Source organism: Saccharopolyspora antimicrobica (genome assembly GCF_003635025.1).
Classification (GTDB): domain Bacteria; phylum Actinomycetota; class Actinomycetes; order Mycobacteriales; family Pseudonocardiaceae; genus Saccharopolyspora; species Saccharopolyspora antimicrobica.
In genome coordinates this window covers 7,112,968-7,139,079 of the sequence record NZ_RBXX01000002.1, presented here as the reverse complement: position 1 = coordinate 7,139,079, position 26,112 = coordinate 7,112,968, and the positions used below count along the sequence as shown (strand labels likewise).

The 26,112-nt window shown below is 69.7% G+C and carries 22 protein-coding genes; 12 read left to right on the top strand and 10 right to left on the bottom strand.

The features are described from left to right. Positions 1-20 precede the first annotated feature (20 nt). From ATL45_RS33790 to ATL45_RS33770, 5 genes are all read left to right on the top strand, one after another. The gene (locus ATL45_RS33790) at positions 21-257 is read left to right on the top strand and encodes a hypothetical protein (protein WP_246025701.1); all 237 of its coding nucleotides are present in this window, start codon (positions 21-23) and stop codon (positions 255-257) included. 98 nt (positions 258-355) lie between these two features. Next, entirely contained in the window at positions 356-1,489 is a 1,134-nt protein-coding gene (solA, locus tag ATL45_RS33785; RefSeq protein ID WP_093161109.1) for an N-methyl-L-tryptophan oxidase, read from the top strand. A gap of 81 nt (positions 1,490-1,570) precedes the next feature. Further along, the gene (locus ATL45_RS33780; RefSeq protein ID WP_093161106.1) at positions 1,571-1,990 is read left to right on the top strand and encodes a CBS domain-containing protein; all 420 of its coding nucleotides are present in this window, start codon (positions 1,571-1,573) and stop codon (positions 1,988-1,990) included. 124 nt (positions 1,991-2,114) lie between these two features. Continuing rightward, on the top strand, positions 2,115-2,771 hold the full coding sequence (locus ATL45_RS33775) for a response regulator (protein ID WP_093161104.1): 657 nt from the start codon (positions 2,115-2,117) through the stop codon (positions 2,769-2,771). A gap of 22 nt (positions 2,772-2,793) precedes the next feature. Beyond that, positions 2,794-6,726: a HAMP domain-containing protein gene (locus ATL45_RS33770; protein WP_093161101.1), complete on the top strand. Its 3,933-nt coding sequence runs from the start codon at positions 2,794-2,796 to the stop codon at positions 6,724-6,726. Here the strand turns inward: ATL45_RS33770 and ATL45_RS40095 are convergent, their stop codons facing one another. Together ATL45_RS40095 and ATL45_RS33765 are read right to left on the bottom strand one after the other, a co-directional pair. Continuing rightward, positions 6,727-6,858 carry a hypothetical protein gene (locus ATL45_RS40095; RefSeq protein WP_256258622.1) on the bottom strand — a complete coding sequence of 44 codons (132 nt, stop codon included), beginning with the start codon at positions 6,856-6,858 and terminating at the stop codon, positions 6,727-6,729. Between the two features lie 66 nt (positions 6,859-6,924). Further along, positions 6,925-8,493 carry a BCCT family transporter gene (locus ATL45_RS33765; RefSeq protein ID WP_093161098.1) on the bottom strand — a complete coding sequence of 523 codons (1,569 nt, stop codon included), beginning with the start codon at positions 8,491-8,493 and terminating at the stop codon, positions 6,925-6,927. Positions 8,494-8,866: 373 nt separating this feature from the next. On the opposite strand from ATL45_RS33765, the gene ATL45_RS33760 reads away from it, so the two are divergent. Next, positions 8,867-10,105 (top strand): four-carbon acid sugar kinase family protein, encoded by a 1,239-nt coding sequence (locus ATL45_RS33760; protein ID WP_143121812.1) that lies wholly within the window; start codon positions 8,867-8,869, stop codon positions 10,103-10,105. 707 nt (positions 10,106-10,812) lie between these two features. Here ATL45_RS33760 and ATL45_RS33755 read toward each other — a convergent pair. After that, positions 10,813-12,273 (bottom strand): HNH endonuclease signature motif containing protein, encoded by a 1,461-nt coding sequence (locus ATL45_RS33755; protein WP_246025700.1) that lies wholly within the window; start codon positions 12,271-12,273, stop codon positions 10,813-10,815. A gap of 822 nt (positions 12,274-13,095) precedes the next feature. On the opposite strand from ATL45_RS33755, the gene ATL45_RS33750 reads away from it, so the two are divergent. Then, positions 13,096-14,379 (top strand): M14 family metallopeptidase, encoded by a 1,284-nt coding sequence (locus tag ATL45_RS33750; protein ID WP_093145709.1) that lies wholly within the window; start codon positions 13,096-13,098, stop codon positions 14,377-14,379. 67 nt (positions 14,380-14,446) lie between these two features. Then, positions 14,447-15,190, top strand: a complete 744-nt coding sequence (locus tag ATL45_RS33745; protein ID WP_093145710.1) for an SDR family oxidoreductase — start codon at positions 14,447-14,449, stop codon at positions 15,188-15,190. On the opposite strand, the gene ATL45_RS33740 is transcribed toward ATL45_RS33745, so the two are convergent. The 4 genes from ATL45_RS33740 to selD all read right to left on the bottom strand — a co-directional run bounded on the left by ATL45_RS33740 (position 15,187) and on the right by selD (position 20,099). Continuing rightward, positions 15,187-16,311: an MsnO8 family LLM class oxidoreductase gene (locus tag ATL45_RS33740; RefSeq protein WP_093145711.1), complete on the bottom strand. Its 1,125-nt coding sequence runs from the start codon at positions 16,309-16,311 to the stop codon at positions 15,187-15,189. The two genes, ATL45_RS33745 and ATL45_RS33740, sit on opposite strands and share 4 nt — an antisense overlap. A 25-nt stretch (positions 16,312-16,336) precedes the next feature. Beyond that, positions 16,337-17,704, bottom strand: a complete 1,368-nt coding sequence (locus tag ATL45_RS33735; RefSeq protein WP_093145712.1) for an NtaA/DmoA family FMN-dependent monooxygenase — start codon at positions 17,702-17,704, stop codon at positions 16,337-16,339. Continuing rightward, positions 17,701-18,861 carry an LLM class flavin-dependent oxidoreductase gene (locus ATL45_RS33730; protein WP_093147145.1) on the bottom strand — a complete coding sequence of 387 codons (1,161 nt, stop codon included), beginning with the start codon at positions 18,859-18,861 and terminating at the stop codon, positions 17,701-17,703. The genes ATL45_RS33735 and ATL45_RS33730 overlap by 4 nt, the downstream gene beginning before the upstream one ends. A 236-nt stretch (positions 18,862-19,097) precedes the next feature. Further along, complete coding sequence (gene selD, locus ATL45_RS33725) at positions 19,098-20,099, bottom strand: selenide, water dikinase SelD (protein ID WP_093145713.1); 1,002 nt, start codon at positions 20,097-20,099, stop codon at positions 19,098-19,100. A gap of 53 nt (positions 20,100-20,152) precedes the next feature. Between selD and ATL45_RS33720 the strand changes: the two genes are divergently transcribed. Further along, positions 20,153-20,941: an alpha/beta fold hydrolase gene (locus tag ATL45_RS33720; protein WP_093145714.1), complete on the top strand. Its 789-nt coding sequence runs from the start codon at positions 20,153-20,155 to the stop codon at positions 20,939-20,941. Here the strand turns inward: ATL45_RS33720 and ATL45_RS33715 are convergent. Continuing rightward, positions 20,938-21,924, bottom strand: coding sequence for a sigma-70 family RNA polymerase sigma factor (locus ATL45_RS33715; RefSeq protein WP_439332474.1), 987 nt, complete (start codon positions 21,922-21,924; stop codon positions 20,938-20,940). The genes ATL45_RS33720 and ATL45_RS33715 overlap by 4 nt on opposite strands. Positions 21,925-22,027: 103 nt before the next feature. After that, a complete protein-coding gene (locus ATL45_RS33710) occupies positions 22,028-22,951 on the bottom strand; it encodes a siderophore-interacting protein (protein WP_093145716.1) in 924 nt (307 codons plus the stop codon). Between the two features lie 62 nt (positions 22,952-23,013). Here ATL45_RS33710 and ATL45_RS33705 point away from each other — a divergent pair, with 62 nt between their 5' ends. Beyond that, entirely contained in the window at positions 23,014-24,018 is a 1,005-nt protein-coding gene (locus tag ATL45_RS33705; RefSeq protein WP_093145717.1) for an ABC transporter substrate-binding protein, read from the top strand. 60 nt (positions 24,019-24,078) lie between these two features. Here the strand turns inward: ATL45_RS33705 and tatA are convergent, their stop codons facing one another. Then, positions 24,079-24,270, bottom strand: a complete 192-nt coding sequence (tatA, locus tag ATL45_RS33700; protein ID WP_093145718.1) for a Sec-independent protein translocase subunit TatA — start codon at positions 24,268-24,270, stop codon at positions 24,079-24,081. Positions 24,271-24,585: 315 nt separating this feature from the next. Between tatA and ATL45_RS33695 the strand changes: the two genes are divergently transcribed. Together ATL45_RS33695 and ATL45_RS33690 are read left to right on the top strand one after the other, a co-directional pair. Continuing rightward, positions 24,586-25,575 carry a Bug family tripartite tricarboxylate transporter substrate binding protein gene (locus tag ATL45_RS33695; protein ID WP_093147147.1) on the top strand — a complete coding sequence of 330 codons (990 nt, stop codon included), beginning with the start codon at positions 24,586-24,588 and terminating at the stop codon, positions 25,573-25,575. Then, a complete protein-coding gene (locus tag ATL45_RS33690; protein WP_093145719.1) occupies positions 25,572-26,111 on the top strand; it encodes a tripartite tricarboxylate transporter TctB family protein in 540 nt (179 codons plus the stop codon). Before ATL45_RS33695 ends, ATL45_RS33690 begins: the two co-directional genes overlap by 4 nt. The last annotated feature ends 1 nt before the right edge of the window (position 26,112 follow it).

The following is a 26,112-nucleotide window of genomic DNA, read 5'->3' as shown; positions in this document are numbered from 1 at the left end:
GATTGGGTTACAACAGGGGCATGGCGGAGTTCAACGCAGCTGACCTGCAACCGGGCCAGATCGAGTCCAAGGACAACGGCGAGCGGCTGGGCCGTTCCGCGGGCGGGCACCTGGTGCAGCTGCGCCGCCGGATCTCCGAGCCCGGTTTCGTCGTCACCGTCGACGCCGAGGCGAGCGCGGGCGTGCCCACCGAACTGCTGACCCAGGAGTGGGCGGCGGCCAACGCCGAGTTCGACCGGTTCATGCACGACTTCTGACCCACAGGTCCACAGAGGACAAATCTGCTCCTTGCCCCGCTCCCGTCCCTCCGGTAACAGTTGGGGGCCAGCTGTGATCGGGAACGGGGGGCGGGGAGATGGCACCAGCGGGACTGGACGCCCAGGTCGGCATCGTCGGCACCGGCACGATGGGCAGCATGCTCGCCTGGCAGCTCGCCCGCCGCGGCGTGCGGGTGCTGGCCTTCGAGCAGTTCTCACCAGGCCACGACCGAGGCGCGGTCGGCGGCGAAACGCGGCTGTTCCGGCTGGCTTACGCCGAAGGGAACCAGTACGTGCCGCTGCTGCGGGATTCGCTGCGGCTGTGGCGCGAGCTGGAGGACGAATCGGGCTCGGAGATCCTGACGCAGTGCGGAGGACTGTCGATCGGGGAATCCGGCGGCGACTACATCTCCGGACTGCTCGCCAGCGCCCGCGCCACCGACGTCCCCATCAGCGTCCTGTCCGCGGCCGAAGTCGCCGAGCGCCATCCGCAGCACCGACTCCTCGACGGCGAGATCGCCGTGCTCGACGAGCAGGCGGGCTTCCTGCGTTGTGAGCAGGCGGTGCTCAGCGCCACCCGCGTTGCCGAGCAGGCCGGGGCCGAGGTGCTGCGCTACACCGAGGTCACCGAACTCGCCGAGGAGAGCGACAGCGTTCTGGTGCGCACCGCCGACGGATCCTCGCACCGGGTCGGACAGGTGGTGGTGGCCGCCGGATCCTGGGCCGCCCGCTTCCTGCCCGCCAGGCTGGCCGCCGCGGTCCAGTCGCGGCGCGTGCTGCTGAGCTGGTTCGGCACCGACGACATCGACGCCTACCGGTCCGAGGTGTTCCCGATCTTCGTCCACCACCACGGCGACCAGCACCTCTACGGCATGCCGACGGTGGACGGCGTGATGGTCAAGGTGGCCGGCGCGGTCCTCTCGCACCCCGTGCCCGCCCCGGAAGCCGTCGAACGCAGGCACAGCATGGCCGAGATCCGCCGGGTTTCCGATGCGGTGGGCGAGTTCCTGCCCGGACTGCACCCGGAGCCCATTCGCACCGATGCCTTCACCGACCTCTACACCACCGACGAATGCCCGCTGGTCGGACGCGTCGGGGAGCGGATCGTGGTGACCACCGGGCACTCCGGGCGCGGCTTCAAGTACTCCCCGGGAATGGCCGCGGCGGTGGCCGACGTGCTCTCCGGCGCCGCTGATCCGCGCTACGCGTTCATGTCGCCGGACCGGTTCTGACCGCCTCGCCGGCGCGGTTTCGGCGCGGTGTCGTGCTGGGTATTGCCAGGACGTCCACCACCACCGTCGAAAGGACTGGTCATGACCACGGCGCGCGATGTCATGCACGCGGGGGCCAAGTGCATCGACGAGGACGAGAGCCTGTACAAGGCCGCGCAGATGATGCGCGACCTGGAAGTCGGTTCGCTGCCGATCTGCGGCCGGGACAACCGGTTGCACGGCATCATCACCGACCGGGACATCGTGCTGCGCTGTTGCGCGGAAGGACGCGACCCGGCCGAGGTGAAGGCCGGTGAGCTCGCCCAGGGCAAGCCGTACTGGGTCGATGCGGGCTCCGACGTGAGCAAGGTGCTGACCATGATGGAACAGCACCAGATCCGCCGGGTGCCGGTGATCGCCGATCACAAGCTGGTCGGCATGATCAGCGAATCCGACCTGGCCCGGCACCTCACCGATGAACAACTGGCGCACTTCGTGGAGAGCGTCTACGCGGCCAGCTGACGGCCGGCGCTCCGCGCACCCGGTCCGGTGCCGGGTGCGCGTTGCGCTCCGGGAAGCGGTCGTCCGGGCCGCTACTTATGCTGGTCAATGCCTCCCTGCGAGTCGGTGAAGGGGGCGGAGCTGGATGACGACACGGGTGTTCGTGGTCGACGACCACGATGTGATCCGCCGCGGCATCGCTGCGCTGGTGGCTGCCGAGGACGACCTGGAACTGGTCGGCGAGGCCTCCAGCGTTGCCGAAGCACTGGCCTGGGTGCCCAGAGCCGAGCCGCACGTCGCGGTCCTCGACGTGCGGCTGCCCGACGGCAACGGCGTCGAGCTGTGCCGGGAACTGCAGTCGCAGCTGCCCGAGCTGCGCTGCCTGATGCTCACCTCCTTCGACGACCACGAAGCGCTGATGGACGCGATCATGGCCGGTGCCGCCGGGTTCGTGCTCAAGGGCGTGGTCAGCCAGGAGCTGGTCAGCGCCATCCGCACGGCCGGGGCCGGCCGGTCGCTGCTGAGCCCGCAGAAGACCGAGGCGATGCTGACCTGGCTGCGCAAGGAACAGCAGGAGGCCGACCCGCTGCGCGTGCTGACCGCTCGCGAACGGCAGGTGCTGGAACTGATCGGTGAAGGCCTCACCAACCGCGAGGTCGCCAAGCGCATGTTCCTCGCCGAGAAGACCATCAAGAACTACGTGTCCCAGATGCTGGCCAAGCTGGCCATGCGGCACCGCAGCGAGGCGGCCGTGCTGGCCACCGAACTGCGCCTCGACCGGGATTCGCGAAACAAGCGCTGAGCTGGTGCGGCGGGAGGCCGTCATGTCGTCACGACCGCCGGACGTCGCGGCCGCGGAACTGGTGGCCGCACCGCGGATGAGCGAGGACGCGCTGCTGACCAGGCTGGCGATGGCGCTGCAGGAGCTGCGGGACGGCAACTTCCGGCGTCGCCTGGTGTCCTCCGGCGGCGGCCTGGTCGGCGAGATCGCCACCGCGTTCAACGAACTGGCCGAGCGCAACCAGCTGCTGGTCGGAGAACTCCAGCGGATCAGCGCCGCCTCCGACCGCGGCGAGTGGCCGATCACGCCCATCGACTTCGACGGCGTCGGCCAGGGCGGTTGGGCGCTCGCCGCGAACGCCGTCAACGGCATGGTGCGCAGCCTGCTGGCGCCGGTGGCGGAGCTCAACCGAGTGCTCGACGCGCTCACCCGCGGTGACCTCACGCAGCGGATGCCGCGCCGGGAATCCGACGGGCAGCTGCCCGGCGAGATGGCCGGGCTGAGCGCGGCGGTCAACGAGATGCTCGACCAGCTCTCGCTGTTCGCCGAGGAGATCACCCGGGTGGCGCGGGAGATCGGCACCGAGGGCAAGCTCGGCGGCCAGGCGAAGGTGCCCGGCCTGCTGGGCACCTGGCGGGACCTGGCCGATTCGGTCAACGGCATGTCCGCCGACCTGACCGGGCAGGTGCGCGACATCTCCCACGTCGCGAAGGCCGTCGCGGCCGGCGACCTCAGCCGCAAGATCACCGTCGAGGTCTCCGGCGAGACCCGGGAGCTCAAGGAGACCATCAACACGATGGTCGACCAGCTCTCGGCCTTCGCCGACGAGGTGACCCGGCTGGCCCGCGAGGTGGCCAATGAGGGACGGCTCGGCGGTCAGGCGGAGGTGCCCGGTGCGGCCGGGACCTGGCGCGACCTGACCGACTCGGTCAACTTCATGGCCCGCAACCTGACCAACCAGGTGCGCAGCATCGCGCAGGTGGCCACCGCGGTGGCCCGCGGTGACCTGTCGAAGAAGATCGACGTGGACGCCCGCGGCGAGATCCTGGAGCTCAAGAACACGATCAACACGATGGTCGACCAGCTCTCGGCCTTCGCCGACGAGGTCACCAGGGTGGCCCGCGAAGTGGGCACCGAGGGCAAGCTCGGTGGTCAGGCTCGGGTGCACGGGGTGGCGGGGACCTGGAAGGACCTCACCGACAACGTCAACATCATGGCCGACAACCTGACCAACCAGGTGCGCAGCATCGCGCAGGTGGCCACCGCGGTGGCCGGGGGTGACCTGTCGAAGAAGATCACCGTGGAGGCCAAGGGCGAGGTCGCCGCGCTGGCCGGGACGATCAACGGGATGGTCGAGACGCTGCGCGCGTTCGCCGAGCAGGTGACCCTCGTGTCCCGCGAGGTCGGCACCGAAGGCATCCTCGGTGGTCAGGCTCGGGTGCACGGGGTGGCGGGGACCTGGAAGGACCTCACCGACAACGTCAACATCATGGCCCGCAACCTGACCAACCAGGTGCGCAACATCGCGCAGGTGACCACCGCGGTGGCCCGCGGCGATCTGTCGAAGAAGATCGACGTGGACGCCCGCGGCGAGATCTTGGAGCTCAAGGAGACGATCAACACGATGGTCGACCAGCTCTCCGCCTTCGCCTCCGAGGTCACCAGGGTGGCCCGCGAGGTCGGCACCGAGGGCAAGCTCGGCGGCCAGGCCGAGGTCGCCGACGTCTCCGGCACCTGGCAGCGGCTCACCGACAGCGTCAACCGGCTGGCGGGCAACCTCACCACCCAGGTCCGCGCCATCGCGCAGGTGGCCACCGCGGTCACCGAAGGCGACCTCACCAGGCAGATCACCGTCGACGCCTCGGGGGAGGTGGCCGAGCTCAAGGACAACATCAACGCCATGATCAACAACCTGAAGGAGACCACCCGGGACAACCAGGAGCAGGACTGGCTCAAGACCAACCTGGCCCGGATGTCGGCGTTGATGCAGGGCCAGCACGACCTGGACGCGCTCGCGCAGCTGATCATGAGCGAGCTGACGCCGCTGGTCGCGGCGCAGTACGCCGCCTTCTTCCTGCGCCGTACCAGCCAGGACGGCCGTACTGTCCTGGAGCGCACAGCGGGCTACGGACGCCCGCCGGGCAACGGCCGGACGCTGCGCTTCGAGCCCGGTGAGTCGCTCGTCGGCCAGGCCGCCGTCGACCGCAGGTCGATCGTGGTGAACAACGCGCCACCGGGCCACATCCGGATCGGCACCGGACTCGGCGAGATGACCCCGACGAACGTGGCGATCGTGCCGGTGCTGTTCGAAGGGGAGGTGCTGGCGGTCATCGAGCTCGCCTCCGTCACCGAGTTCACCCCGGTGCACCTGGACCTCCTGGAACGGCTCAAGGAGACCATCGGCGTCGACGTCAACACCATCGTGGCCAACTCGCGCACCGAAGCGCTGCTGGACGAGTCCCAGCACCTGGCCAAGGAGCTGCAGGCCCGCTCCGAGCAGTTGCAGCAGCAGCAGACCGAACTCCAGCGCTCCAACACCGAACTGGAGGAGAAGGCCGCGCTGCTGGCCAGCCGCAACCGCGACATCGAGCTCAAGAACATCGAGATCGAGCAGGCCCGGCAGGAACTGGAGGAGCGGGCCCGGCAGCTGTCGCAGGCCTCGGCCTACAAGTCGGAGTTCCTGGCGAACATGTCGCACGAGCTGCGAACGCCGCTCAACAGCGTGCTGATCCTGGCCAAGCTGCTCGCCGACAACATGGAGGGCAACCTCACCCCGCAGCAGATCGACCTGGCCAAGACCGTGCACCAGGCGGGCACCGACCTGCTGCAGCTGATCAACGACGTGCTCGACCTGTCCAAGGTGGAAGCCGGGCAGATGCACCTGCTGCCGGAGGACGTGGAACTGGCCGACCTCGCCGCGCACGTCGAGTCGCTGTACCGGCCGCTGGCGGCGGACAAGGGACTGGACTTCGAAGTGATCGTGGCGCCGTCGGTGCCGCCCACGGTGCGCACCGACCGCAACCGGCTGGAGCAGATCGTGCGCAACCTGCTGTCCAACGCGGTGAAGTTCACCGACAAGGGACGCGTCGAACTGCGGGTCCGCCTGGCGCAGTCCACCGAGGTCACCGCGCAGAGCCTGCGGCGGGCCGGCCTGCGGGTGGCGTTCTCGGTCCGCGACACCGGCATCGGCATCCCGGCCGACAAGCTGACCCTGATCTTCGAGGCCTTCCAGCAGGTGGACGGCACCACCGTCCGCAAGTACGGCGGCACCGGCCTGGGCCTGTCGATCAGCCGCGAGCTGACCGCCCTGCTCGGCGGCGAGCTGCAGGTGCGCAGCGAACCCGGCGAGGGCAGCACCTTCACCCTCTACCTGCCGGTGGAGACCCAATCGGCCGAGCCGGAGCGCCCGGTCGCCCGGGCCCACCCGCCGTCCGAGGCGGAGAGCAGCCTGGACGTGTCGGCCGAGGGCATCGACCCGCCGCTGCGCTCCACCGAGCTGAGCAGGCAGGAAGGCCACCAGCACCCGCGGCGCCCCGCCGAACCGGAAGGGCACACGTCAGTGCGGTTCAACGGCGAGAAGGTGCTGGTCGTCGACGACGACGACCGCAGCGTCCAGGCGATCACGGCGCTCCTGGAGCAGCACGGCCTGCAGGTGGTGTCCGCGGACAACGCGGTGGCCGGGCTCAACGCGCTGCACAAGCACGGGGACGTCGCGATCGTGCTGATGGACGTGATGATGCCGGAGATGGACGGCAACGCCACCATCCGCATCATCCGGCAGATGCCGCGCCACCGGAACCTGGCGATCATCGCCGTCACCGCCAAGGCGATGAAGGGCGACCGGGAGCAGAGCCTCGCCGCCGGGGCCACCGAGTGCATGACCAAACCGGTCGACGTGAACGAACTGCTGGACCTGCTCTCCGAGCACCTGCCGGCCGGTCTCGCCACCGACGAGGAACCGGCCGGGCCCGGGTGATCAGTCGACCTGCTCCGGCTCCTCGCAGGTGGTGGTCGGCAGGTCTGCGAGCTGTTCGCGCAACCGCTGCGCCCAGATGAGATCGCGGGCGAAGGTCGCGTCGAAGTGGTCGATGCCGTGCGGTTCAGCCATTGCGGCTCCCAACGTTCGATGGCTCGCAGGCCGGGTCCGAACACCATAACCGCAGGTGGAAGCCGATCAGTCGGTCGGGTCCTTCGCCCCTGTCGCGACCGGCTCCCGTTCGACCTCGGGCGAGAACAGCGGATCCTTCTGCAACTCCCGCCACAGCGATACCGCCAGCGCGATCATGACGAGCACGAACGGTGCGGCTGTGACGATCACCGTGTTCTGGAGGGCGTCCAGGCCGCCCGCGAGCAGCAGCACGATCGCGGTCAACCCGGTCAGCGCGCCCCACAGGGTCAGCACCGATGCGCGTGGCCGGGGTGTGCCGCCGGAGGAGAGCATGCTCAGCACGAAGGTGTTGGCGTCCGCCCCGGAGATGAAGAACAGCAGGACCAGCGCCATCGCGATCACCGATGTGACCGCGGGCCACGGCAGCGTTTCAAGCATGGCGAAGATCGCGTTGTTGGAGTCCTCCGCCGCGGCCTCGGCGATCCGGCCGCCGCGGAACGCGTCGTGGAAGATCGCCGATCCGCCGAAGGCGGTGAACCAGAGGAAGAACACCGCGCTGGGCACGCCGAGGACGGCCAGCACGAACTCGCGGATCGTGCGGCCCTTGGAGATGCGGGCCAGGAACACCCCGACGAAGGCGCCCCACGAGATCCACCAGGCGAGCATGAAGTAGGTCCAGCTCTGCATCCACTCCAGTTCGCCGAAGGTGCCGGTGCGCAGGCTCATCGGGATGAAGTCGCCCGCGTACTGGCCCAGCGACTCGACCAGCAGGTTGAACACGAACCCGGTCGGCCCGAGCACCAGCACGAAACCGAACAGCACCACCGTCAGCCCCATGCTCGTCTCGCTGAGGAAGCGGATGCCCTTGTGCAGGCCGGTGATCGCGGAGATCGTGAACAGCAGGGTGACCACGGCGATGATCGCGACCTGCGTGCCGGTGCCGCCGGAGGCGCCGAACACCCGGGCCAGGCCGCCGTTGATCTGCAGCGCGCCCAGACCCAGCGAGGTGGTCGTGCCGAACAGCGTCGCGAAGATCGCCAGCACATCGATCGCCTTGCCGAGCGGGCCTTCGACGCGATCGCCCAGCAGCGGCCGCAGCATCGGGCTGATCAGGCCCTTGCGGCCCTTGCGGTGGGTCGAGTAGCCCAGCGCGATGCCGAACACCGCGAAGATCGCCCAGGCGTGCAGGCCCCAGTCGAAGAAGGAGTGCTGCATCGCGACCACGGCGGCGTGCTTGCTGCCCGGCTGGGCCAGGTCGTGCGGCGGGTCGGCGAAGTGGGCGATGGGTTCCGACACCCCGTAGGAGACCAGGCCGATGCCCATCACGGCGGCCAGGATCATCGCCAGCCAGCTGACCGTGCTGAACTCCGGCCGGTCGTCGTCCGCGCCGAGCCGGATGCGGCCGAAGCGGCTGAACGCCAGCAGCGCCAGGAAGCCGAGCATGGCCAGGCTCGCCACCAGGTAGACCCAGCCGAAGGAGCCGGTGATCCAGTTCAGCGCGGTCTTGGTGACGGCGTCGAGGCTGTCGGTGAACAGCGTGGCCCACAGCACGAACAGGGCGCAGAGCGCCACCGAGGTGTAGAAGACCGTGCCCAGCCGATCAGGAGGGGACGATGGTGAGTTGGCTTGCGCCATGAGCGGGACTCCAGTGGAAGCGGGCTCCCTGCTTCGACCACGCGCAGACGGCGCACAGCGTCCGTACAGGAAGGAAAAGTGGAACGGCGCCACAGGACCGGACGGCGTCAGGAGCGTCGACGGCGGGCGCGGTGTGGGACTGGTGGAAGCTCTTCCTGTTGGCGATCGCGGCCGGAGGCTCAGCGGAACCTCGAACTGGGCAGCGGGAGCAGGTGCCGCGTGGAAAGTCCGCTGCCGAATTCAAGACCATACCGCAGCCGCTCGGGCGTGCTGGTCGCCCCTGACTCCGTTGCGTGTTCCGAACGCTGGAATGCGCAGCATTGCGCGGATCGCGCAGCCTTGTCTATGGTGATCGAGGCGCCGCGGCGGGGTAGTGGCGGATGGCCGAATTGCGCTGTGGCGAACAGAAAAGCAGGTGACCATGGGATCGCGAGTGCTGGTTGTGGCGGACGACCTCAGTGGCGCAGGTGACTCGGGTGTTCCCTTCGCGTTGCGCGAAATGCGCACGTTGCTTGCTCTGGACGACACCGGGGACGCCGAGGTGTTCGTCGCGGACACGGACAGCAGGCACGCGACTCCGGAGCGCGCGGCGGAGCGGGTGGCCGCGGCCCTGCGCGGTCACGCCGAGGGACGAGTGGTGTTCAAGAAGATCGACTCGACCTTGCGCGGCAACCTGGCGGCGGAGATCGGTGCGATCGTGGCCCATGCCGATGGCGCGGGCGTGCTGCTCTGCCCGGCCTCGCCGGCGACCGGGCGAACGGTCCTCGGTGGTGTGGTTCACATCAACGGAATTCCCTTGCACCACACCGAGGCGTGGGCTGCGGAGCAGACCGAGCCGCCGACCGACATCGCCTCGACGCTCAAACCGCTCGCGGTGAAGCACGTGGCGCTGGCCTCGATCCGGGGGAACGCGGCAGCCCTGCGAACCCGCCTGGCCGAACTGCTGGCCGAGGTCGATGTGGTCGTCTGCGACGCGGTGTCGGAAAGCGACCTCCGAGCGGTGGTCACGGCGGGGATGGCGGCACCGAACCAACCCTGCTGGGTGGGCTCGGCAGGCTTGGCCGACGCGTTGGCCGAGCAGTTGCGACCGGGACGCGAAGTGGATCCGCCACCGCCGGTGAACGGGAACGCGCTCGCCGTGGTCGGCAGTGCCAACGGGGTCTCCCGAGAGCAGGCCGAGTTCTTGGGCGAGCACTTCCCGCACATCCGCCGGTTATCGGTGCGCAACCTCCTCGATGCCAACGCCGCAGCTCTCGCGCGAATGTCCGATCAGGTTCGTGACGCACTCAAGACGGGCGACGTAGTGGTCACCTTGGACGGCCCGGTCGACGTCACCGTTGCCCGTAGGCTGAACACCGCTCTCGCCGAGGTGTGCGCTCCCGCGACCAGTGGAGCGGCACTGCTCGTCCTCACCGGTGGCGAGACCGCGCGCGCCGTGCTGAGCCGCCGAGGCGTCACCGGTTTGCGTTTGCTGAACGAACTCGAACCTGGTGTGGTGCTGGCGCGTACTGAGCCTCAGCCTGGTTACGTGATCACCAAGGCAGGTGGCTTTGGTACGCCGGAGACGTTGCACCGGGCCGTTACCGCTGCTCGATCCGGTGGCGACTTCTGAGCGTTCGGCGTGGTCATCTCGACCCGATGATTGCTTGCCAAGTTGGCGTTCTCGGTCGGGCGTCGCTCTTGTGCTACGTGACGTCGAATGCGTTGGTCGGGTAGTCCGGTTGCCGTGGTCGGTTTTGGTTTCCGCTCTTGTGTTTTCAAGGTGCGTGCTACGGGTGTTGTTGTGTTGTGGTGGGGGTCATCCCCGTGGTTTGGGGATTGTGGGGGCTGTGGTCCGGATGTCAAGCCCGGCCTGGCGGCCGCCCCTTCGGGGTTGGCAGGCTTGACATCCGGACCACAGCCCCTGTTTGGCTTTATGTCACGGGGATGACCCGGTATGGAACGGACCCCGTTTGTTGACGGCGGATCGCGGCGTGTGGGTGGCCGGGGCCTCTGCCGGTTTAGTCGTGGGTTGCTCCGTCACCGGCAGGTGGTGTGCGGGGTTGCCGTGCCGCGCGGGCTGGCCGTTGATCGCGGGGTTGCGGCGGAGAGCAGTGGTGCTGGCCGTTGTGGGCTGGGCGGTGGTGGGTCGGTTCGTCATCGGTGGGTTCCCTTTCCTCGCTGGGTTGGGCTTTCGGGGTTTTGTGGTGTGGGTGTCGTGGTGTTCGGGTGTTGGTGGTGGGTGGAGGTCGCCTGGCGGCGTGTCGTTCTTCCGGAACTGTCGGCTGGCCGGGAGGTGGGCAGGGCGGGGTGCCCCACCCAGGGGGCCGGGTGAGGTGATCAGGTTCTCGCCAAGGGTGGAGCCTCTGGCGGCCCGCTCTCCGGTGGTGTGTTCAGGCGGCGGAGGGCGTGGCGGTGTGTGGCGGGTTGGGCTTTCCCGCCAGACCGGGGTGTGCGTGCCGGGTCCACGTTTGCCGGTGGTGTGAATACCGGGTGGCCGTGGTCGAGTTGGATGTGCCAGTGGTGGTTGTGGATGGTGCGGTGGTGATGGGCACACAGCATCACCATGTTCTCCGCGCTGGTGGGGCCGCCGTCGACCCAGTGCACGATGTGATGGGCCTGCGGCGTTCCGGCCGGGTGGTCACATTCGGGGAAGGCGCAGACGCCGTCGCGGGCCAGCAGCGCGGCACGGATATGCGTCGGTGCGGTCCGCTGCGATGCCCCCACGTCCAAAGGCAGGCTGTCGCTGCCGAGGACCATGGGCAGGACCTCGCAGTCGCAGGCGATCCTGCGGATGGTGTGCGGGCTGAGGTACTGGCCGGTGCCTTCCAGCATCCCCGCCCCACCAGCGGGGGTGATGATCTCGCCGTTGGTGGTGGTGGGGAGCTGGTTTTTCAGGTCGGTGTAGTCGATGGTGACGGTCAGGTGCGGCTTCTGCCCACCGGTGCGGGGCATTCCGTCGGTGTCGAGCACGAGGTCGAGCAGGGTGGCCAGGCCGTCGGCGTTGCGTTGCCCGACCGTGCGGGGGTCCTTGACCCCGTCGGTTTCCGGGCGCGGCGCGGCCAGGGGGCGCAGGGCGGTGACGAACTTCGCCCCGGTCTCGCGGTCCAGGCGGGCTTTGATGACCAGCATTCCGTCGCGGGCGGTGGCGTAGTGCAGTTCTCGGGATTCGAACTGGGCCTGCTCGTCCGCGACGGCACCGTCGGCGTCGAGCATGTAGCGCACCCGGTCGGCCAGCTTGGCCAGATCACGGGGGCACTGACGGCAGGCGTTCTCCACCAACAACCGTTCCACCTCACCGGCACGGTGCTGGGCGTGCTCAGGCAGCCGGGACACACAGCGGGAGATCACCCGCGCGTGCTCCAGCCCGATCACACCCTCACCGAGTGCTTGTCCGGTCGCCGGTAGCGCAACCTCCGGCCCAGCGACACCAGCGGCGTTGTCGGTGTCCTCACCGGTGTTCGGCAAGGTGGCGGTGGCGATACGGACACGGTTCGTGGCGTCCTGGCCGTCGATGTTGAGCAGGTTCTTCAGCCACACCTGCGTGGAGCGCACACCACGAGCGGCGTGCAGGCGGCGGCGGTCGGCCTCGGCGATCAACCGCAGCTGCTCCATCCGCGCCTGACGAATCTGCCGTTCCACCTCACCGATCCGGGTCGCGAGTTCCTCATCGGTCAGGGAGGTCACCGCAGGCGGGCACGACCCGCCCGGCGTGGGCATGTCCCACGCGGGCAAGGCGGACACGACCGCACCCGCGCCAGCGGCGGGCGTCGCGTCCTGGGTGGTCATCAGCGGTGTCATGCATCAATTCTCTCAAGAATCGAACGTGGTTTCGAGCGAATAACCGTCGCACAATCAGGTGATCACAACACGGCTAAAACACGAAAATCCTTAGCTGGTACCAGAAGCCGCAAATATTGGAAGGTCAATGATCGGCGTGTCGGTGGCCTTTGCCCGCACAGAAACGTGAATTCGCTACTGTCCTGTTAGGACTGCACTGGTTTTCGCTGCTGCGTCGACGACTAAGGCCGGTCGGTCGGTCGACAGCCAGACCCCAGAAGCCCAAACCGCCAGCCCGCACACCACAGCGACCCGGCACACGACCTGCCGGTGGCGGAGCAACCCACGACTAAACCGGCAGAGGACTCGGCCACCACGCTCCCCGCAAGGTGTCCAAGATGGCGGGGTCCGTTCCATACCGGGTCATCCCCGTGACATAAAGCCAAAACGGGGCTGTGGTCCGGATGTCAAGCCTGCCAACCCCGAAGGGGCGGCCGCCAGGCCGGGCTTGACATCCGGATCACAGCCCCCACAATCCCCCAAACCACGGGGATGACCCCCACCACAACACAACAGAAAAAGCCCCAACCAGCCGCAATACGACACAAGCCATCAAAGGCTCCGCCCAGACCACCCGCCATCGACCGCGAAACCCCGTGATCCCACGCCCAGGAAACCGAAGAACACCCCCGTGATACCCCCGGACGAACCCCGGCACGTTCCCGTTTTACCCCGGCCAACTGGGAACCAGCACCAGCCGAAATGCCACTTTCGCTGGTGGCGGCGGGTGTGGTCGTCCGCCAGATTCGGAACTCCCACGACCGCTGATCGATCGGAGTTCCGATGTTCAGTTCACGGCGCACCGCAGTGACGATTGCGGCCGCTGCTTGCCTCCTGCTGCCCGTCGCCCAAGCCGGTGTTTCGGCCGCGACCGATGATCCGGCGGCTGCTCCGGTCACCGCTGCGCGCGGCACTGCGGTCTACACCGTGCCGGACACCGACAGCCGCAGCAGGACCGCGATCAACAGCAGTGGCGCGCAGGTCCTGTCCGTCACCGGGAACACGGCGACCGTCGAGGCCACCCCGGAGCAGGCCGAGCGGCTGCGCGCCGACGGGTTCGTGCTGCAGGCGCAGCAGGACGTCGTCAGCGCTCTCCAGAAGCTCAACCTCGACCGGGAGGCCGGCCCGGGCACGACCGCCTTCCCGCCGAATGACCAGGGGTACCACGACTTCGCCGAGGTCAACCAGGTCCTCGACAAGGCCGTCGCCGACCACGGTGACATCGCCGCGAAGTCCAGCGTCGGCAAGTCCTTCGAAGGCCGCGACATCCCGATCCTGAAGATCAGCGGGAACGTCGCGGCGGACGAGGCCGAGCCGGAGGTGCTGTTCAGCTGCAACCAGCACGCGCGGGAGCACCTGACCACCGAGATGTGCCTGCGCATCATCAACCGGTTCACCGACGGCTACGCGACCGACCCGGCCATCAAGGAGGTCGTCGACAGCCGCGAGATCTGGATCGTGCCGGTCTCCAACCCGGACGGCTCGATCTACGACGTCGCTTCCGGCCGGTACCAGGGCTGGCGGAAGAACCGGCAGGGCAGCGGCACCGACACCAACCGCAACTGGGGCTACAAGTGGGGCTGCTGCGGCGGTTCCAGCGGCAACCCGACTTCCGACACCTACCGCGGCACCGCGCCGTTCTCGGCACCGGAGCCCAGCGCGCTGGCTCGGTTCGTCGACTCCCGCGTGGTCGGCGGTGCGCAGCAGATCAAGGCGCACATCGACTTCCACACCTTCTCGGAACTGGTCCTGTGGCCCTACGGCTACACCTACAACGACGTGGCCGAGGGCATGACCAGGGCGGAGTACGACCGGTTCGCCCGGATCGGCACCGAGATGGCCCGCACCAACGGCTACACCCCGCAGCAGTCCAGCGACCTCTACGTCACCGACGGCAGCGTCAACGACTGGATGTGGGGCAAGCACAAGATCCTGTCCTTCACCTTCGAGATGTACCCCTCCAGCGGCGGCATCGACGGCTTCTACCCGCCCGACGAGGTGATCGAGCGGGAGACCCAGCGCAACGACGCGGCAGTCGACATCCTGCTGCGCGAAGCCGGGGCCTGACCGGTGGGTCGGCGGCCCGCTCGGGTATCAATGAGCGGGCCGCCGACATCCACGACCGGGAGGGCAGATGAGCGAGATGCGAGTAGCGGTGGTGACCGGTGCGGGCTCCGGCGTGGGCCGGGAGATCGCGCGGGCGCTGCTCGACGCCGGGTACCGGGTGGCCTTGGCCGGACGGCGCCTCGAACCGCTGCAGGAGACCGCGCAGGGCTCCGCGGCGGCCCTGGCAGTGCCCACCGACGTCGGTGATCCCGACTCGGTCGCCGCGCTGTTCGACGGCGTGCGCGACGAGTGGGGCCGGGTGGACCTGCTGGTCAACAACGCGGGCACCTTCGGTGCCGCCGGATCCGTCGGTGAGCTTTCCAGCGCCGACTGGCAGGACGTCGTGCAGGTCAACCTGACCGGTTCGTTCCTCTGCGCCCAGCACGCCTTCCGCATCATGCAGGAGCAGCAGCCGCGCGGCGGGCGGATCATCAACAACGGCTCGATCTCCGCCCACAGCCCGCGGCCGCGCAGCGTCGCCTACACCGCGACCAAGCACGCGATCACCGGGCTGACCAAGTCGATCTCGCTGGACGGCCGCGCGTACGACATCGCCTGCGGGCAGATCGACATCGGCAACGCCGCCACCGAGATGACCTCCGGGATCGCCACCGGTGCGGCCCAGGCGGACGGCACGATCCGCCCGGAACCGACCTTCGACGCCCGGCACGTCGCCGAAGCGGTGCTCTACATGGCCGGGCTACCGCTGTCGGCGAACGTCCAGTTCCTGACGATCACCGCCACCGCGATGCCGTTCATCGGCCGCGGCTAGGCCGCCTGCCACGCCTTGGCCAGCAGCTCGTAGGAGCGCACCCGATCGGTGTGGTCGTGGGTGATCGTGGTGATCACCAGCTCGTCCGCGCCGGTGGCCTCGCGCAGGGTCTCCAGGCCGCGCACCACGACGTCCGGAGTGCCCACGAACTGCGTGTCCACCCGGTCGGCGACCAGTTCACGCTGCTGGTCGCTCCACTGGAACGCGGCGGCCTCCGCCGGGCTGGGGAACGGGATCGCGCCCGCCCCGGCGCGGATGCTGTGCACCCACGGCGCGTAGGGCGCGGCCAATTCGCGGGCGGCCTCCCCGGAATCGGCGACCACCACGTCCGCCGAGACCACCACGTACGGTCGCTTCAGCCTGGTCGACGCGATGAAGTCGCGCCGGTACGCCGCCACCGATTCCAGCACCGTCGACGGGCTGACGTGGTAGTTCGCCGCGAACGGCAGTCCCAGCGCTCCGGCGGTCGCCGAGCTCTCCCCGGCGCTGGAACCGAGGACCCACACGTCCAGGTCCGCGCCTTCCGCGGGATTGGCGTGCAGCGGTTCGCCCGCGCTGTCGCGGAAACCACCGGTGAGGTACTGCAGGATCTGGCCGACCTGCGTCCGGTAGTCCAGCGCCTCCGCCGGGCTTCCGACCAGCCGCTGCTGCTCGGCGATGCGCGACAGCAGCCGCTCGGACTTGGCCAGGCCCTTCGGCTTCGACGGGATCAGCAGCCCGTCCACGACCTGCGAGGGTGCGTCGGTGCCCTCGGCGAAGCGGCGCGCCAGGTCTCCCGAGCGGTTCGGCGCGGACCGGCCGAGGCCGAGGTCCACCCGGTCCGGGTGCAGCTGGGCGATGGTGCCGAACTGCTCGGCGACCACCAGCGGCGAGTGCTGGCCCAGCAGCACCGCCGCCGAGCCGACCCGGATCCGGCCGGTCGCCCCGGCGATCAGCGCGATCAGCACCGCTGGTGCGGACGAGGCCACGCCCGGGGTGAGGTGGTGCTCGGCGACCCAGTACCGCTGGTAGCCGAGCTGTTCGGCGCGGCGGGCGAGGTCGATGGTGTTGTGCAGTGCATCCGCGGCGCCGCTCCCGGAGGAGATCGGTGCGAGGTCGAGGATCGAGAGCGGGACGGGCATCAGTGCGACCTCCGATCGGACCGGCTCATGAGGCGTTCCTGTTACTGCGCCGCGGATTCCGCAGCGGTGGGAGACCGAGGTTGTCGCGCAACGTCCCGCCCGGGTACTCCGTGCGGTACACGCCGCGTTCCTGAAGCAGCGGCACCACCGCGTCCGCGAACTCGTCGAGGCCGCCCGGGGTGAGGTGCGGGACGAGGATGAAACCGTCGCAGGCGTCCTCCTGCACGAACCTGTTCATCTCCGCCGCCACGCGCGAGGCGGTGCCGATGAACGACTGGCGGGCGGTCACCTCGATGATCAGCTCGCGGATGGACAGCTGCTTGGCCTCGGCCAGCTCGCGCCACTGACGTGCGGTGGCGACCGGATCGCGGTGCCTGCGCACGCTGGCGCGGCCCTTCGCGATGGTGTTCTCGCCCGGCTCCGGGTCGAAGTCCGGCAGCGGGCCGTCGGGATCCAGCGCGCTGAGATCGCGGTTCCAGAGCTGCTCCAGGAACCGGATCGCGGTCTGCCCGCTGACCTGCTGCCGGCGGATGTGCGCGGCGTGCTCGTGGGCTTCCGCGTCGGTGTCGCCGAGCACCACCGTCGTCGCCGGGAACACCAGCAGTTCCTCGCGCGACCGGCCGTGCCCCGGCAGCCTGCGCTTGACGTCGGCGTAGAAGTCCTTGCCCGCCTGGAGGGTTCCGTGCCCGGTGAAGATGGCATCGGCGGCGGAGGCGGCGAACTCCCGCCCGGCGTCGGAATCCCCGGCCTGGAAGATCACCGGCCTGCCCTGCGGGCTGCGCGGCACGTTGAACCGGCCTGCGATGTCGAAGTGCGCGTCCCGGTGCGCGAACGATCCGGCGAGCGGATCGGTGAGGAAGACGCCGGCCTCCTTGTCGGCGACGATCTCGTCACCGCGCCAGGAGTCGAACAGCTCCCACGCGGTGCGCAGGAACCGCTCGGCGCGCTCGTAGCGCTGGTCCTCGGGCAGGAAGCCGCCGCGCCGGAAGTTCTCCCCGGTGAACGCGTCCCAGGAGGTCACCACGTTCCAGGCGGCCCGGCCGCCGGAGAGGTGGTCGAGGCTGGCGAACTGCCGCGCCACCTCGTAGGGCTCGTTGAACGTCGAGTTGATGGTGCCTGCCAGCCCGAGGTGCTCGGTGACCGCGGCGAGCCCGGCCAGCACGGTGAAGGTGTCCGGCCGGCCCACCACGTCCAGGTCGTAGATCTCGCCGCCCTGCTCGCGCAGCCGCAACCCCTCGGCCAGGAACAGGAAGTCGAACTTGGCGCGCTCGGCGGTGCGGGCGAGGTGCTCGAACGAGGAGAACTCGATCTGGCTCAACGATCGCGGATCGCTCCACACCGTGGTGTTGTTGACCCCGGGGAAGTGGGCGGCGAGGTGGATCTGCTTGCTCACGGACGTCCTCCGGATGTCGTGGCGTACCGGCTGGCGGGGCGGGGCAGTCCGAGCCGCCCGCGCAGCGAACCGGTGTCGTAGGAGGTGCGGAAGAGCCCGCGCCGCTGCAGCTCCGGCACGAGTTCGCGGGTGATCGCGGTCAGGTCCTCCGGGATCGCGCCCGGCCGCAACCGGAACCCGGTGAGCCCTGCCGCCGACCAGGCCTGCAACCGGTCGGCGAGCTCGGCTGCGGTGCCGGTGAAGACCGGAGCGTCCGATGTGTACTCCGCGCCGTCGAGCTCGTCCAGCCCCGCTTTCCGATCAGCCGCGTCCGCGCCGAGGAACACCGCGATGTCGCCGAAGACGTGCAGCCGGTCCTGCTCGCGACCGGCTTCGGCCTGCTCGGCGCGGATGCGGGATTCGACGAGCCGTGCCTGCTCGACGTCGTGGGGCGTGGTGAACACGACGTCGGCGGCACGCGCGGCGAAGCGGTGCCCGGCCGAATCGGTGGCCAGCGCGGTGACCAGCGGCTGTCCCTGCGGTGGTCGGGGAGTGATGGACGGCCCCTTGACGTCGAACCACTTCCCGGCGAAGTCGATGTAGTGCAGCTTGGCGCGGTCGATGAACCGGCCGGTCGCCACGTCGCGGATCTCCGCGTCGTCCTCCCAGCTGTCCCACAGCCTGCGCACCACTTCGACGTGGTCGGCGGCCTCGTCGAACAGCTCGGCGGTGTGCACTTCGCGGCGGCCGAAGTGCGCTGCCTCGCTGCGCAGCCCGGACACCTTCGGCTGCCACCCCGCTCGTCCGTTGCTGATGTAGTCGAGGCTGGCGACGGCTTTGGAGATGTGGAACGGCTCGGTGTGGGTGATCACGACGCCGGGCACGAGGCCGATGCGCTGGGTCCGCGGCGCCACGCGCGCGGCGATCAGGCCCGCGTCGAGCCGTCCGCGCACCTGGTCGGTGCGGTCGTCGGGCCCGTCGTCGCGGCTGGACTGCGGGCCCAGGGCGTCTTCGAAGGTGATGAGGTCGAGCAGTCCGCGCTCGGCTTCCAGCGCGAGATCGACCCAGTACCGGGCGCTGAACAGCTCGGCGGGCCGGGCTTGCGGCCGCCGCCAGGCTGCCGGGTGCCAGCCGGCTCCGTCGAGAGCTACCGCGAGGTGCAGTTCGGGTGGTGCCATCTGCAGGTCGTCCTTCCTGCGGGCGTGGGCCACCGCGGACGTCATTCGTCCACAGTGGAAAGAGAAAATGAGGTGCGCGCGGTCAGCGCCGCGGACAGGCGGCGGAGATGATCCGGAGGAGGTCCACGTGGTCCCTGGTGACCAGCTGCACCGGATGCGCCATACCGTGAACGCTAGAACCGGAATCGCCGCAACGTCAACGAAACCGCTGCGGTGCCCACGATGTGGGCAGCGGCTCAGCGCAGCGCGAGCACGGCACCGGACGCGGGCAGCACCCGGCCGATCACCGGCGCACCGGGAATCTCGCCCACCACCAGCAGCCCACCCGAGGTCTGCGCGTCGGCGAGCAGCAGCTGGTCCTCCTCCGCCGCCCGCCCCGCGTCCAGGTGCGGACGCACCCAGTCCAGGTTCCGCCGCGTCCCGCCGCTGACGAAACCGGCGCGCACTGCGTCCCGCGCGCCGTCGAGGTACGGCACCGCGGCGACGTCGATCTCAGCGGAGGTCCCCGAAGCGCGCATCATCTTGAACAGGTGGCCGAGCAGCCCGAACCCGGTGACGTCGGTGGCGCACACCGCGCCCGCCCGCAGCGCCGCAGCCGCCGCCTCCCGGTTGAGCGTCGTCATCGCTTCGATCGCTTGCGGAAAGCGTTGCCCGGTGCGCTTGTGCCGCGTGTTGAGCACGCCGATGCCCAGCGGTTTGGTCAACGAGAGCGGCTGGCCGGGGCGGGCCGTGTCGTTGCGCAGCAAGCGGTCCGGATCGACCAGCCCGGTCACCGCCAGGCCGTACTTGGGCTCCGGGTCGTCGATGCTGTGCCCGCCGCCGAGGTGGCAGCCGGCCGCCGCGGCGACCTCGGCACCGCCCCGCAGCACCTCGGCGGCCAGTTCGAACGGCAGGATCTCGCGGGGCCAGCCGAGCAGGTTCACCGCGACGATCGGGGTGCCGCCCATCGCGTACACATCGGACATCGCGTTGGCCGCCGCGATGCGTCCCCAGTCGTGCGGATCATCGACAACGGGGGTGAAGAAGTCGGTGGTGGCCACGATCCCGGGGCCGCCGTCGGCGCGCACGACCGCCGCGTCGTCGCCGGTGTCCATGCCGACCAGCAGCTGCGCGCCGGGCCGGGGAACGGTGGTCGGCAGGCCGCCCAGCACGGCTTCCAGCTCACCGGGCGGGATCTTGCACGCGCACCCGCCGCCGTGCGCGTACTGGGTCAGGCGAATCGGCTCCGATCCCGTCATACCGGGATTAGAGCATCTCGGGCCGCCGAGCACAGCGCATTAGGATGGTGCGCGTGCCGTTCGTGAAAAGCGCTGACCAAGCCGAGATCTACTACGAAACGCACGGCAGCGGGGAACCGCTGGTGCTGCTCAGCGGGCAGGCCAACACCCACCACTGGTGGGACAACGTGCGTGCCGACTTCGAGGCGGACCACCAGGTGGTCCTGCTGGACTACCTGGGCACCGGGCAGAGCGGCAAACCCGCCGACGCCGAGTACAGCGTCCGCCGCTTCGCCACCGACGTGATCTGCGTCCTCGACGAGCTCGGCATCGCCCGCGCGCACGTGTACGGCACTTCCATGGGCGGCAAGGTCGCCCAGTGGCTGGCCATCGACTACGCCGACCACATCGGCGCACTGGTCCTGGGCTGCACCTCCGTCGGCGGCGTGCACGGCCTGCGCCCCGCTGCGGAGATCACCCGCGCGCTGGCGCAGCCGTCGGCGCAAGCCGCCCGCGATGTCCTGATCGACCTGATGTACAGCCCGGAATGGGTGCGCGAGCACCCCGGCCCGTACGTCACCCTGGGCGGCCCGATGCCCGGTCACGCCCGCCGCGCGCACCTGCGCGCCAGCAACCACCACGACAGCTGGGCGGTGCTCGACCAGATCACCGCACCGACGCTGGTGCTGCACGGCACCGACGACGTGTTCAGCCCGGTGGACAACGCGGCGATCCTCGCCGACCGCATCCCCGGCGCCGAAGTGCACTACCTGGCCGGGGCCCGGCACGCCTACTTCGAGGAGAAGCGCGCGGAGGCCTCGGGCGCGGTGCTCGGGTTCCTGGCCGCGCACCCGCTCGGCTAGCCGCGCGGTTCCGGGTAGGTGGCGGGCAGGCCGAAGGCGGGGAAGAGGCTGAGGTCGAAGAAGGCCACCGCGTGTCCGACGGCGTTGTCCTCCAACTCCAGCACCTGCAGCTGGAACGGCCGGAAGACCCCGTCGGCCCCGCGCAGGTAGACCCCGAACGCGGCCTGGCCGTTGGCCCGGGTGGCCAGCAGCCGCATGTCGTCCGGCCCCGCCGGGCAGTTGAGCTCGATCAGCCGGCCGATCTGCTCCGGGCCGCGCACCCAGGTGGTGAACGGCGGCATCTCCCAGATCGCTTCGGCGGTGAACAGCTGCACGATGGCGGTGATGTCCTTGGCCTCGAACGCGGCGACGTAGCGCTCCAGCAGCTGCTGCTGTGTGGTGCTCAGCGGGGCGGGCCGGTCGTCCTGCGAGGGTCTGACCTCGGCGAGCTGCGCGCGGGCGCGCTGCAGGATGCTGTTGACCGCTGCCGTGCTGGTGCCGAGCACTTCGGCGACCTCGGCGGCCTTCCACCTGAACACCTCGCGCAGGACCAGCACCGCGCGCTGCCGGGCGGGCAGGTGCTGGAGAGCGGCGACGAAGGCCAGCCTGGTGGTCTCCCGGGCGCTGACGACCGAGGCCGGATCGGTCGGGTCGTCCACCAGGGCCGAGTCCGGGATCGGCTCCAGCCACGGGATCTCGGGCCGCTCGACCAGCTCGTCGCCGGGCATCTCGCTGGGCCCGCCGAGGCCGGTCGGCAGCGGGCGGCGCTTGCGGTTCTCCAGCGCGGTGAGGCAGGCGGTCGTGGCGATCTTGTACAGCCAGGTGCGCAGCGAGCTGCGTCCTTCGAACCGGTCGTAGGCCCGCCAGGCGCGCAGGTAGGTCTCCTGCACCAGGTCTTCCGCGTCGTGCAGCGAGCCGAGCATCCGGTAGCAGTGCGCCAGCAGCTCCCGCCGGTACGGGTCGGTCGCGGTGGCGAAATCTTCGAGGACCATCGTGGCGCCCAAGAGATCCCCCTTTCGGCTGCTCCTGTTGCGACTTCAGGATGCCACCGGCGCAGATGCCGGCGGAGTCACTGGAACAGTACGGGGGAGCACCGACAGTAGTGGGTCAGCTGCGGCCTTCGCGCCAGTAGCCCATGAACGCCACGGAGTGCTTCGGGACGCCGTAATCGCTGACCAGCATGCGGCGCAGCCGCTTGATCACGCCTGCCTCGCCGGCCAGCCAGCCGTAGAGGCGGCTCGGCGAGGTGTTCTCGGTCGGCACCTCCCACAGCGGCTCGGTGTCCACGTCGATGTCGTCGAGCTGGGCTGTGCCGGAGGCCGATCGCGGGTGCAGCTCGGCGAGCGCGGCGGCGACGCCTTCTTCCAGCAGCTTGCCGTGCGGCGCGCCCGCGCAGCGGGAGAACCACCGCACCTCGACCCCTGCGGGCACCTGCCAGTCTTGGCGGTCGAGCTCTTCGGGCACCTCGAGGCAGACCACACCGCGAGCGCACGGCGGCAGGCTCTCGACGATGGAGGCGACGGCGGGCACGGCCGTCTCGTCACCGGCCAGCACGAGGTGGCTGGCCGATTCCGGGGGCGCCCACTCGCAGCCCCACGGACGCCCGCGGCCGGGGCGGTCGGGGCCGAGCAGCCCGATCTGCTGACCGGGGCGGGCGGTGGAGGCCCAGTTGGAGGCGGGCCCGCCGTGGCCCTCGGCGCTGCCGTGCAGCACGAAGTCGACGTCGAGCTCGGCGGTGTCCGGGCGGAACGCGCGGACGGTGTAGGTGCGCAGCGTGGGGCGGATCTCGTCGGGCTGCGCCAGCCACTGCTGGTACCAGTCCGGGCCGTCCGGGAAGTCCGCGAGGGTGCGGCCGGGCTGCGGCAGCACCAGCTTGATCCGCTGGTCGTCGCCACCGGCGCCGAAGCCGCGCAGGCACCCGGCGCTGAAGGTGACCCGGACGAAGCTGGGCCCGAGCCGCTGGACCCGCGCCACCTCGACCGGGAACAGCCGGTAGTCCGGCCGGTGCTGGACGGTCTGCGTACCTGCCATCCGAAAACCTCCCGAGATCAGCTGCTAGGTTAGCCTAGCCTTACAGAAATGGGGAGGTTGGTGTGCGTCACAAGATCCGAGCCGCAGCCGCGTCGTTATTGGCCGTCGGCGTGTTGGCGGGGTGCGGTTCACCCGCGCCGGAAGGCCAGGGGGAGGGGAGCTGGTCCTACACCGACGACCGCGGTGTCGTGGTAAACGCCGAGCACCGCCCGGAGCGGATCGTCGCGCAGGTCTCGGCGGCCGGCGCGCTCAAGGACTTCGGCGTGTCGATCGCGGGCACCTTCGGCCCGCTGGTGCGCGATGACGGTTCGACCGAACCGGAGGCGGGCAGCATCGACCCGGCCCAGGTCACCGACGTCACCGGCCCCGGCTACGGCGAGGTGAACCTGGAGCGCCTGACCTCGTTGCAGCCAGACCTGCTGGTCAGCGGCAAGTACGCGGAGTTCCCGGGTCTCTGGCACCTGGTGGAGGACCAGGAGGAGGCGGTCAAGCGGATCGTGCCGACGGTCGGCGTGCAGCAGTCCGGCATCGCGCTGCCCGAAGCGATCGGCAAGTACAAGGAACTGGCCCGCGCGCTGGGTGCCGACGTCGACTCGGCGAAGGTCAAGGCCGACGAGGAGGCCTTCCACGCCGCCGCCCAGCGGCTGCGCGACATCGGGGCGAAGATGCGCGGCGAGGGCAAGTCGATCCTGGCCGTGGGCGGCACCAAGGAGGAGTACTTCGTGGTGGTGCCCGCGCGCAATCCCGATCTGGACTTCTACGTCAAGGAACTGGGTCTGCCGATCACCACGCCGAACAACCCGGACGTCGCCGGCGGTGGCTACTTCGAGCGGTTGTCCTGGGAGAAGGCCAACGCCTACCCCGGCGACGTGCTGCTGTGGGACGCCCGGCCGGCGTCGATGAAGCCGGAGCAGATGAAGCAGAACCCGGTCTTCGCCGCGCACCCGGCCGCCGCCGCGGACCGCTTCGTCGAGTGGGACGCGGTCGCGCCGATGAGCTACGCCAGCTACGCGAAGATCATGAACAAGCTCGCCGACCAGCTGGGGGCGAGCCTGGCGCGGGCCTGACCCGCACGCCGAAGAGCTCCCCTGCCGACCCGGTCGGCGGGGGAGCTCTTGTTCGCGAGGTCAGTCCTGGTGCGGCTTGTCACCGGGCTGCTTGGCCGCTTCCTCGTCGGCCTTCATGCCGCGCGCCTCGGCCTTGAGGACGCGGGCGGACTGGCCGACCGAGCGGGCCAGCTGGGGCAGCTTCGCCGAGCCGAACAACAGGACGACCACGGCGAGCACCACCAGCCAGTGCCAGATGCTGAGCGAACCCATGGCAGAAAACTCCTCGCTGTTCAGCCGCCTGGACACGGGGTCCGGCGGCCTGCGGATGCGCCGAACGGAGTCTACCCATCCGGGTGGTCTCCGGTCGTCAACCATCCCGGGGCGCGGTCGGCTTCAGCGGCAGCGGACATCACGGCGCTCGGACGGTGACACCATCAGCACTGGTGGGATGCCCTGCGTGAACGGATCGGGCTTACACAACTTCCACAAATTCCGATAGGCCCGAAACCGAGACGGTTCGCGCTGCGCGGGGGATGATCACCCACCACCCGGTCGATGCGAGATCGGGATCACAGTGAGGTGATGATGCGCAAGCTGAAAGTGGCGCTGGCGGTGCTGGGAGCGGCACTGCTGGTGTTCCTGGTGCCGCCCCTGGCGGGTTCGGGGCGCGACGACGCGGCGGGAACCCAGATCCGCGGTCTGCGGGTCATGGTGCCCAACACTCCCGGCGGCGGTTACGACATCACCGCGCGGACCGCGGTGAAGGCGATCGAGGACAGCGAGCTGAACGGGCCGACCGAGGTCTTCAACCTGCCCGGCGCGGGCGGCACGGTCGGGCTCGGCCGACTGGTCAACGAGTCGGGCAACGGCGCGCTCGTGATGTCCATGGGTCTGGGCGTGGTGGGCTCGGTGTACACCAACCACTCGCCGGTGTCGTTGCAGAACACCACGGCGATCGCGAAGCTGACCGAGGAAGCCGACGTCATCGTGGTGGCGAAGGGTTCGCCGTACCGGACCATCCACGACCTGATCGCGGCGTGGAAGGCCAACCCGGGCGCGGTCCCGGTGGGCGGCGGTTCGTCGCCGGGCGGCCCGGACCACCTGGCGCCGATGCTGACCGCGCGGGCGATCGGCCTGCCCGCCAAGGACGTCAACTACGTGCCCTTCGACGGTGGCGGCGAGCTGATGGCCTCGGTGCTGGGCAGCAAGGTGGCCTTCGGCGTGTCCGGGATCGGCGAGACCCGCGACCAGATCGCCGCGGGCGAACTGCGGGCGCTGGCGGTGACCAGCCCCGAGCGGGTGCCGGGCATCGACGCGCCGACCCTGCAGGAATCCGGGGTGGACGTCAGCTTCACCAACTGGCGCGGCATCGTCGCGCCGCCGGGCATCAGCGAGGCGGAGCGCGAGAAGCTGATCGGCCTGTTCACCAGGCTGCACGACACCGAGCAGTGGCGCGAGGCGATGCGGCTCAACGGGTGGACGGACGCGTTCCAGACCGGCGACGAGTTCGGGGCGTTCCTGAAGTCGGAGAACGACCGGGTGGCGTCGGTGCTCAAGGAATTGGGGGCCGCATGAGTTCCTCTGTGGACACTGAAGGGCCGGAGGCGGGTCCGGTTCGGCAGAGCTGGTGGAAGTCGCACTCCGAGCTGGGCCTGTGCGTCCTGCTGCTCGCGGTGGGCGTGCTGGTGCTGGTGGACGCGATCAACATCCCCACCGACTTCGCGCAGCGCGGCCCGGTCGGCCCGAAGGCGGTGCCGGTCGTGGTCGGCGCGCTGCTGCTGCTCGTCGCGGTGCTGCTGGCCCGCGACGTGCTGCGCGGCGGTCGCGGCGAGGCCGAGGGCGGCGAGGACGTCGACCTGGATGCGCCGACCGACTGGCGCACTTTGCTGCTGCTGTCCGGGTTCTTCCTGCTCAACGCCGCACTGGTGAACGTGATCGGCTTCCCGGCGTCGTCGGCGATCCTGTTCTGGGGCGCGGCCTACTCGCTGGGCAGCCGGAACTTCGTGCGCGACCCGCTGATCGCCGCGGCCATCGCGGTGATCACCTGGTTCGCGTTCAACAACCTGCTCGGCGTCCCGTTGCCCGGCGGCCCGCTGATGGGGGTGCTGTAAC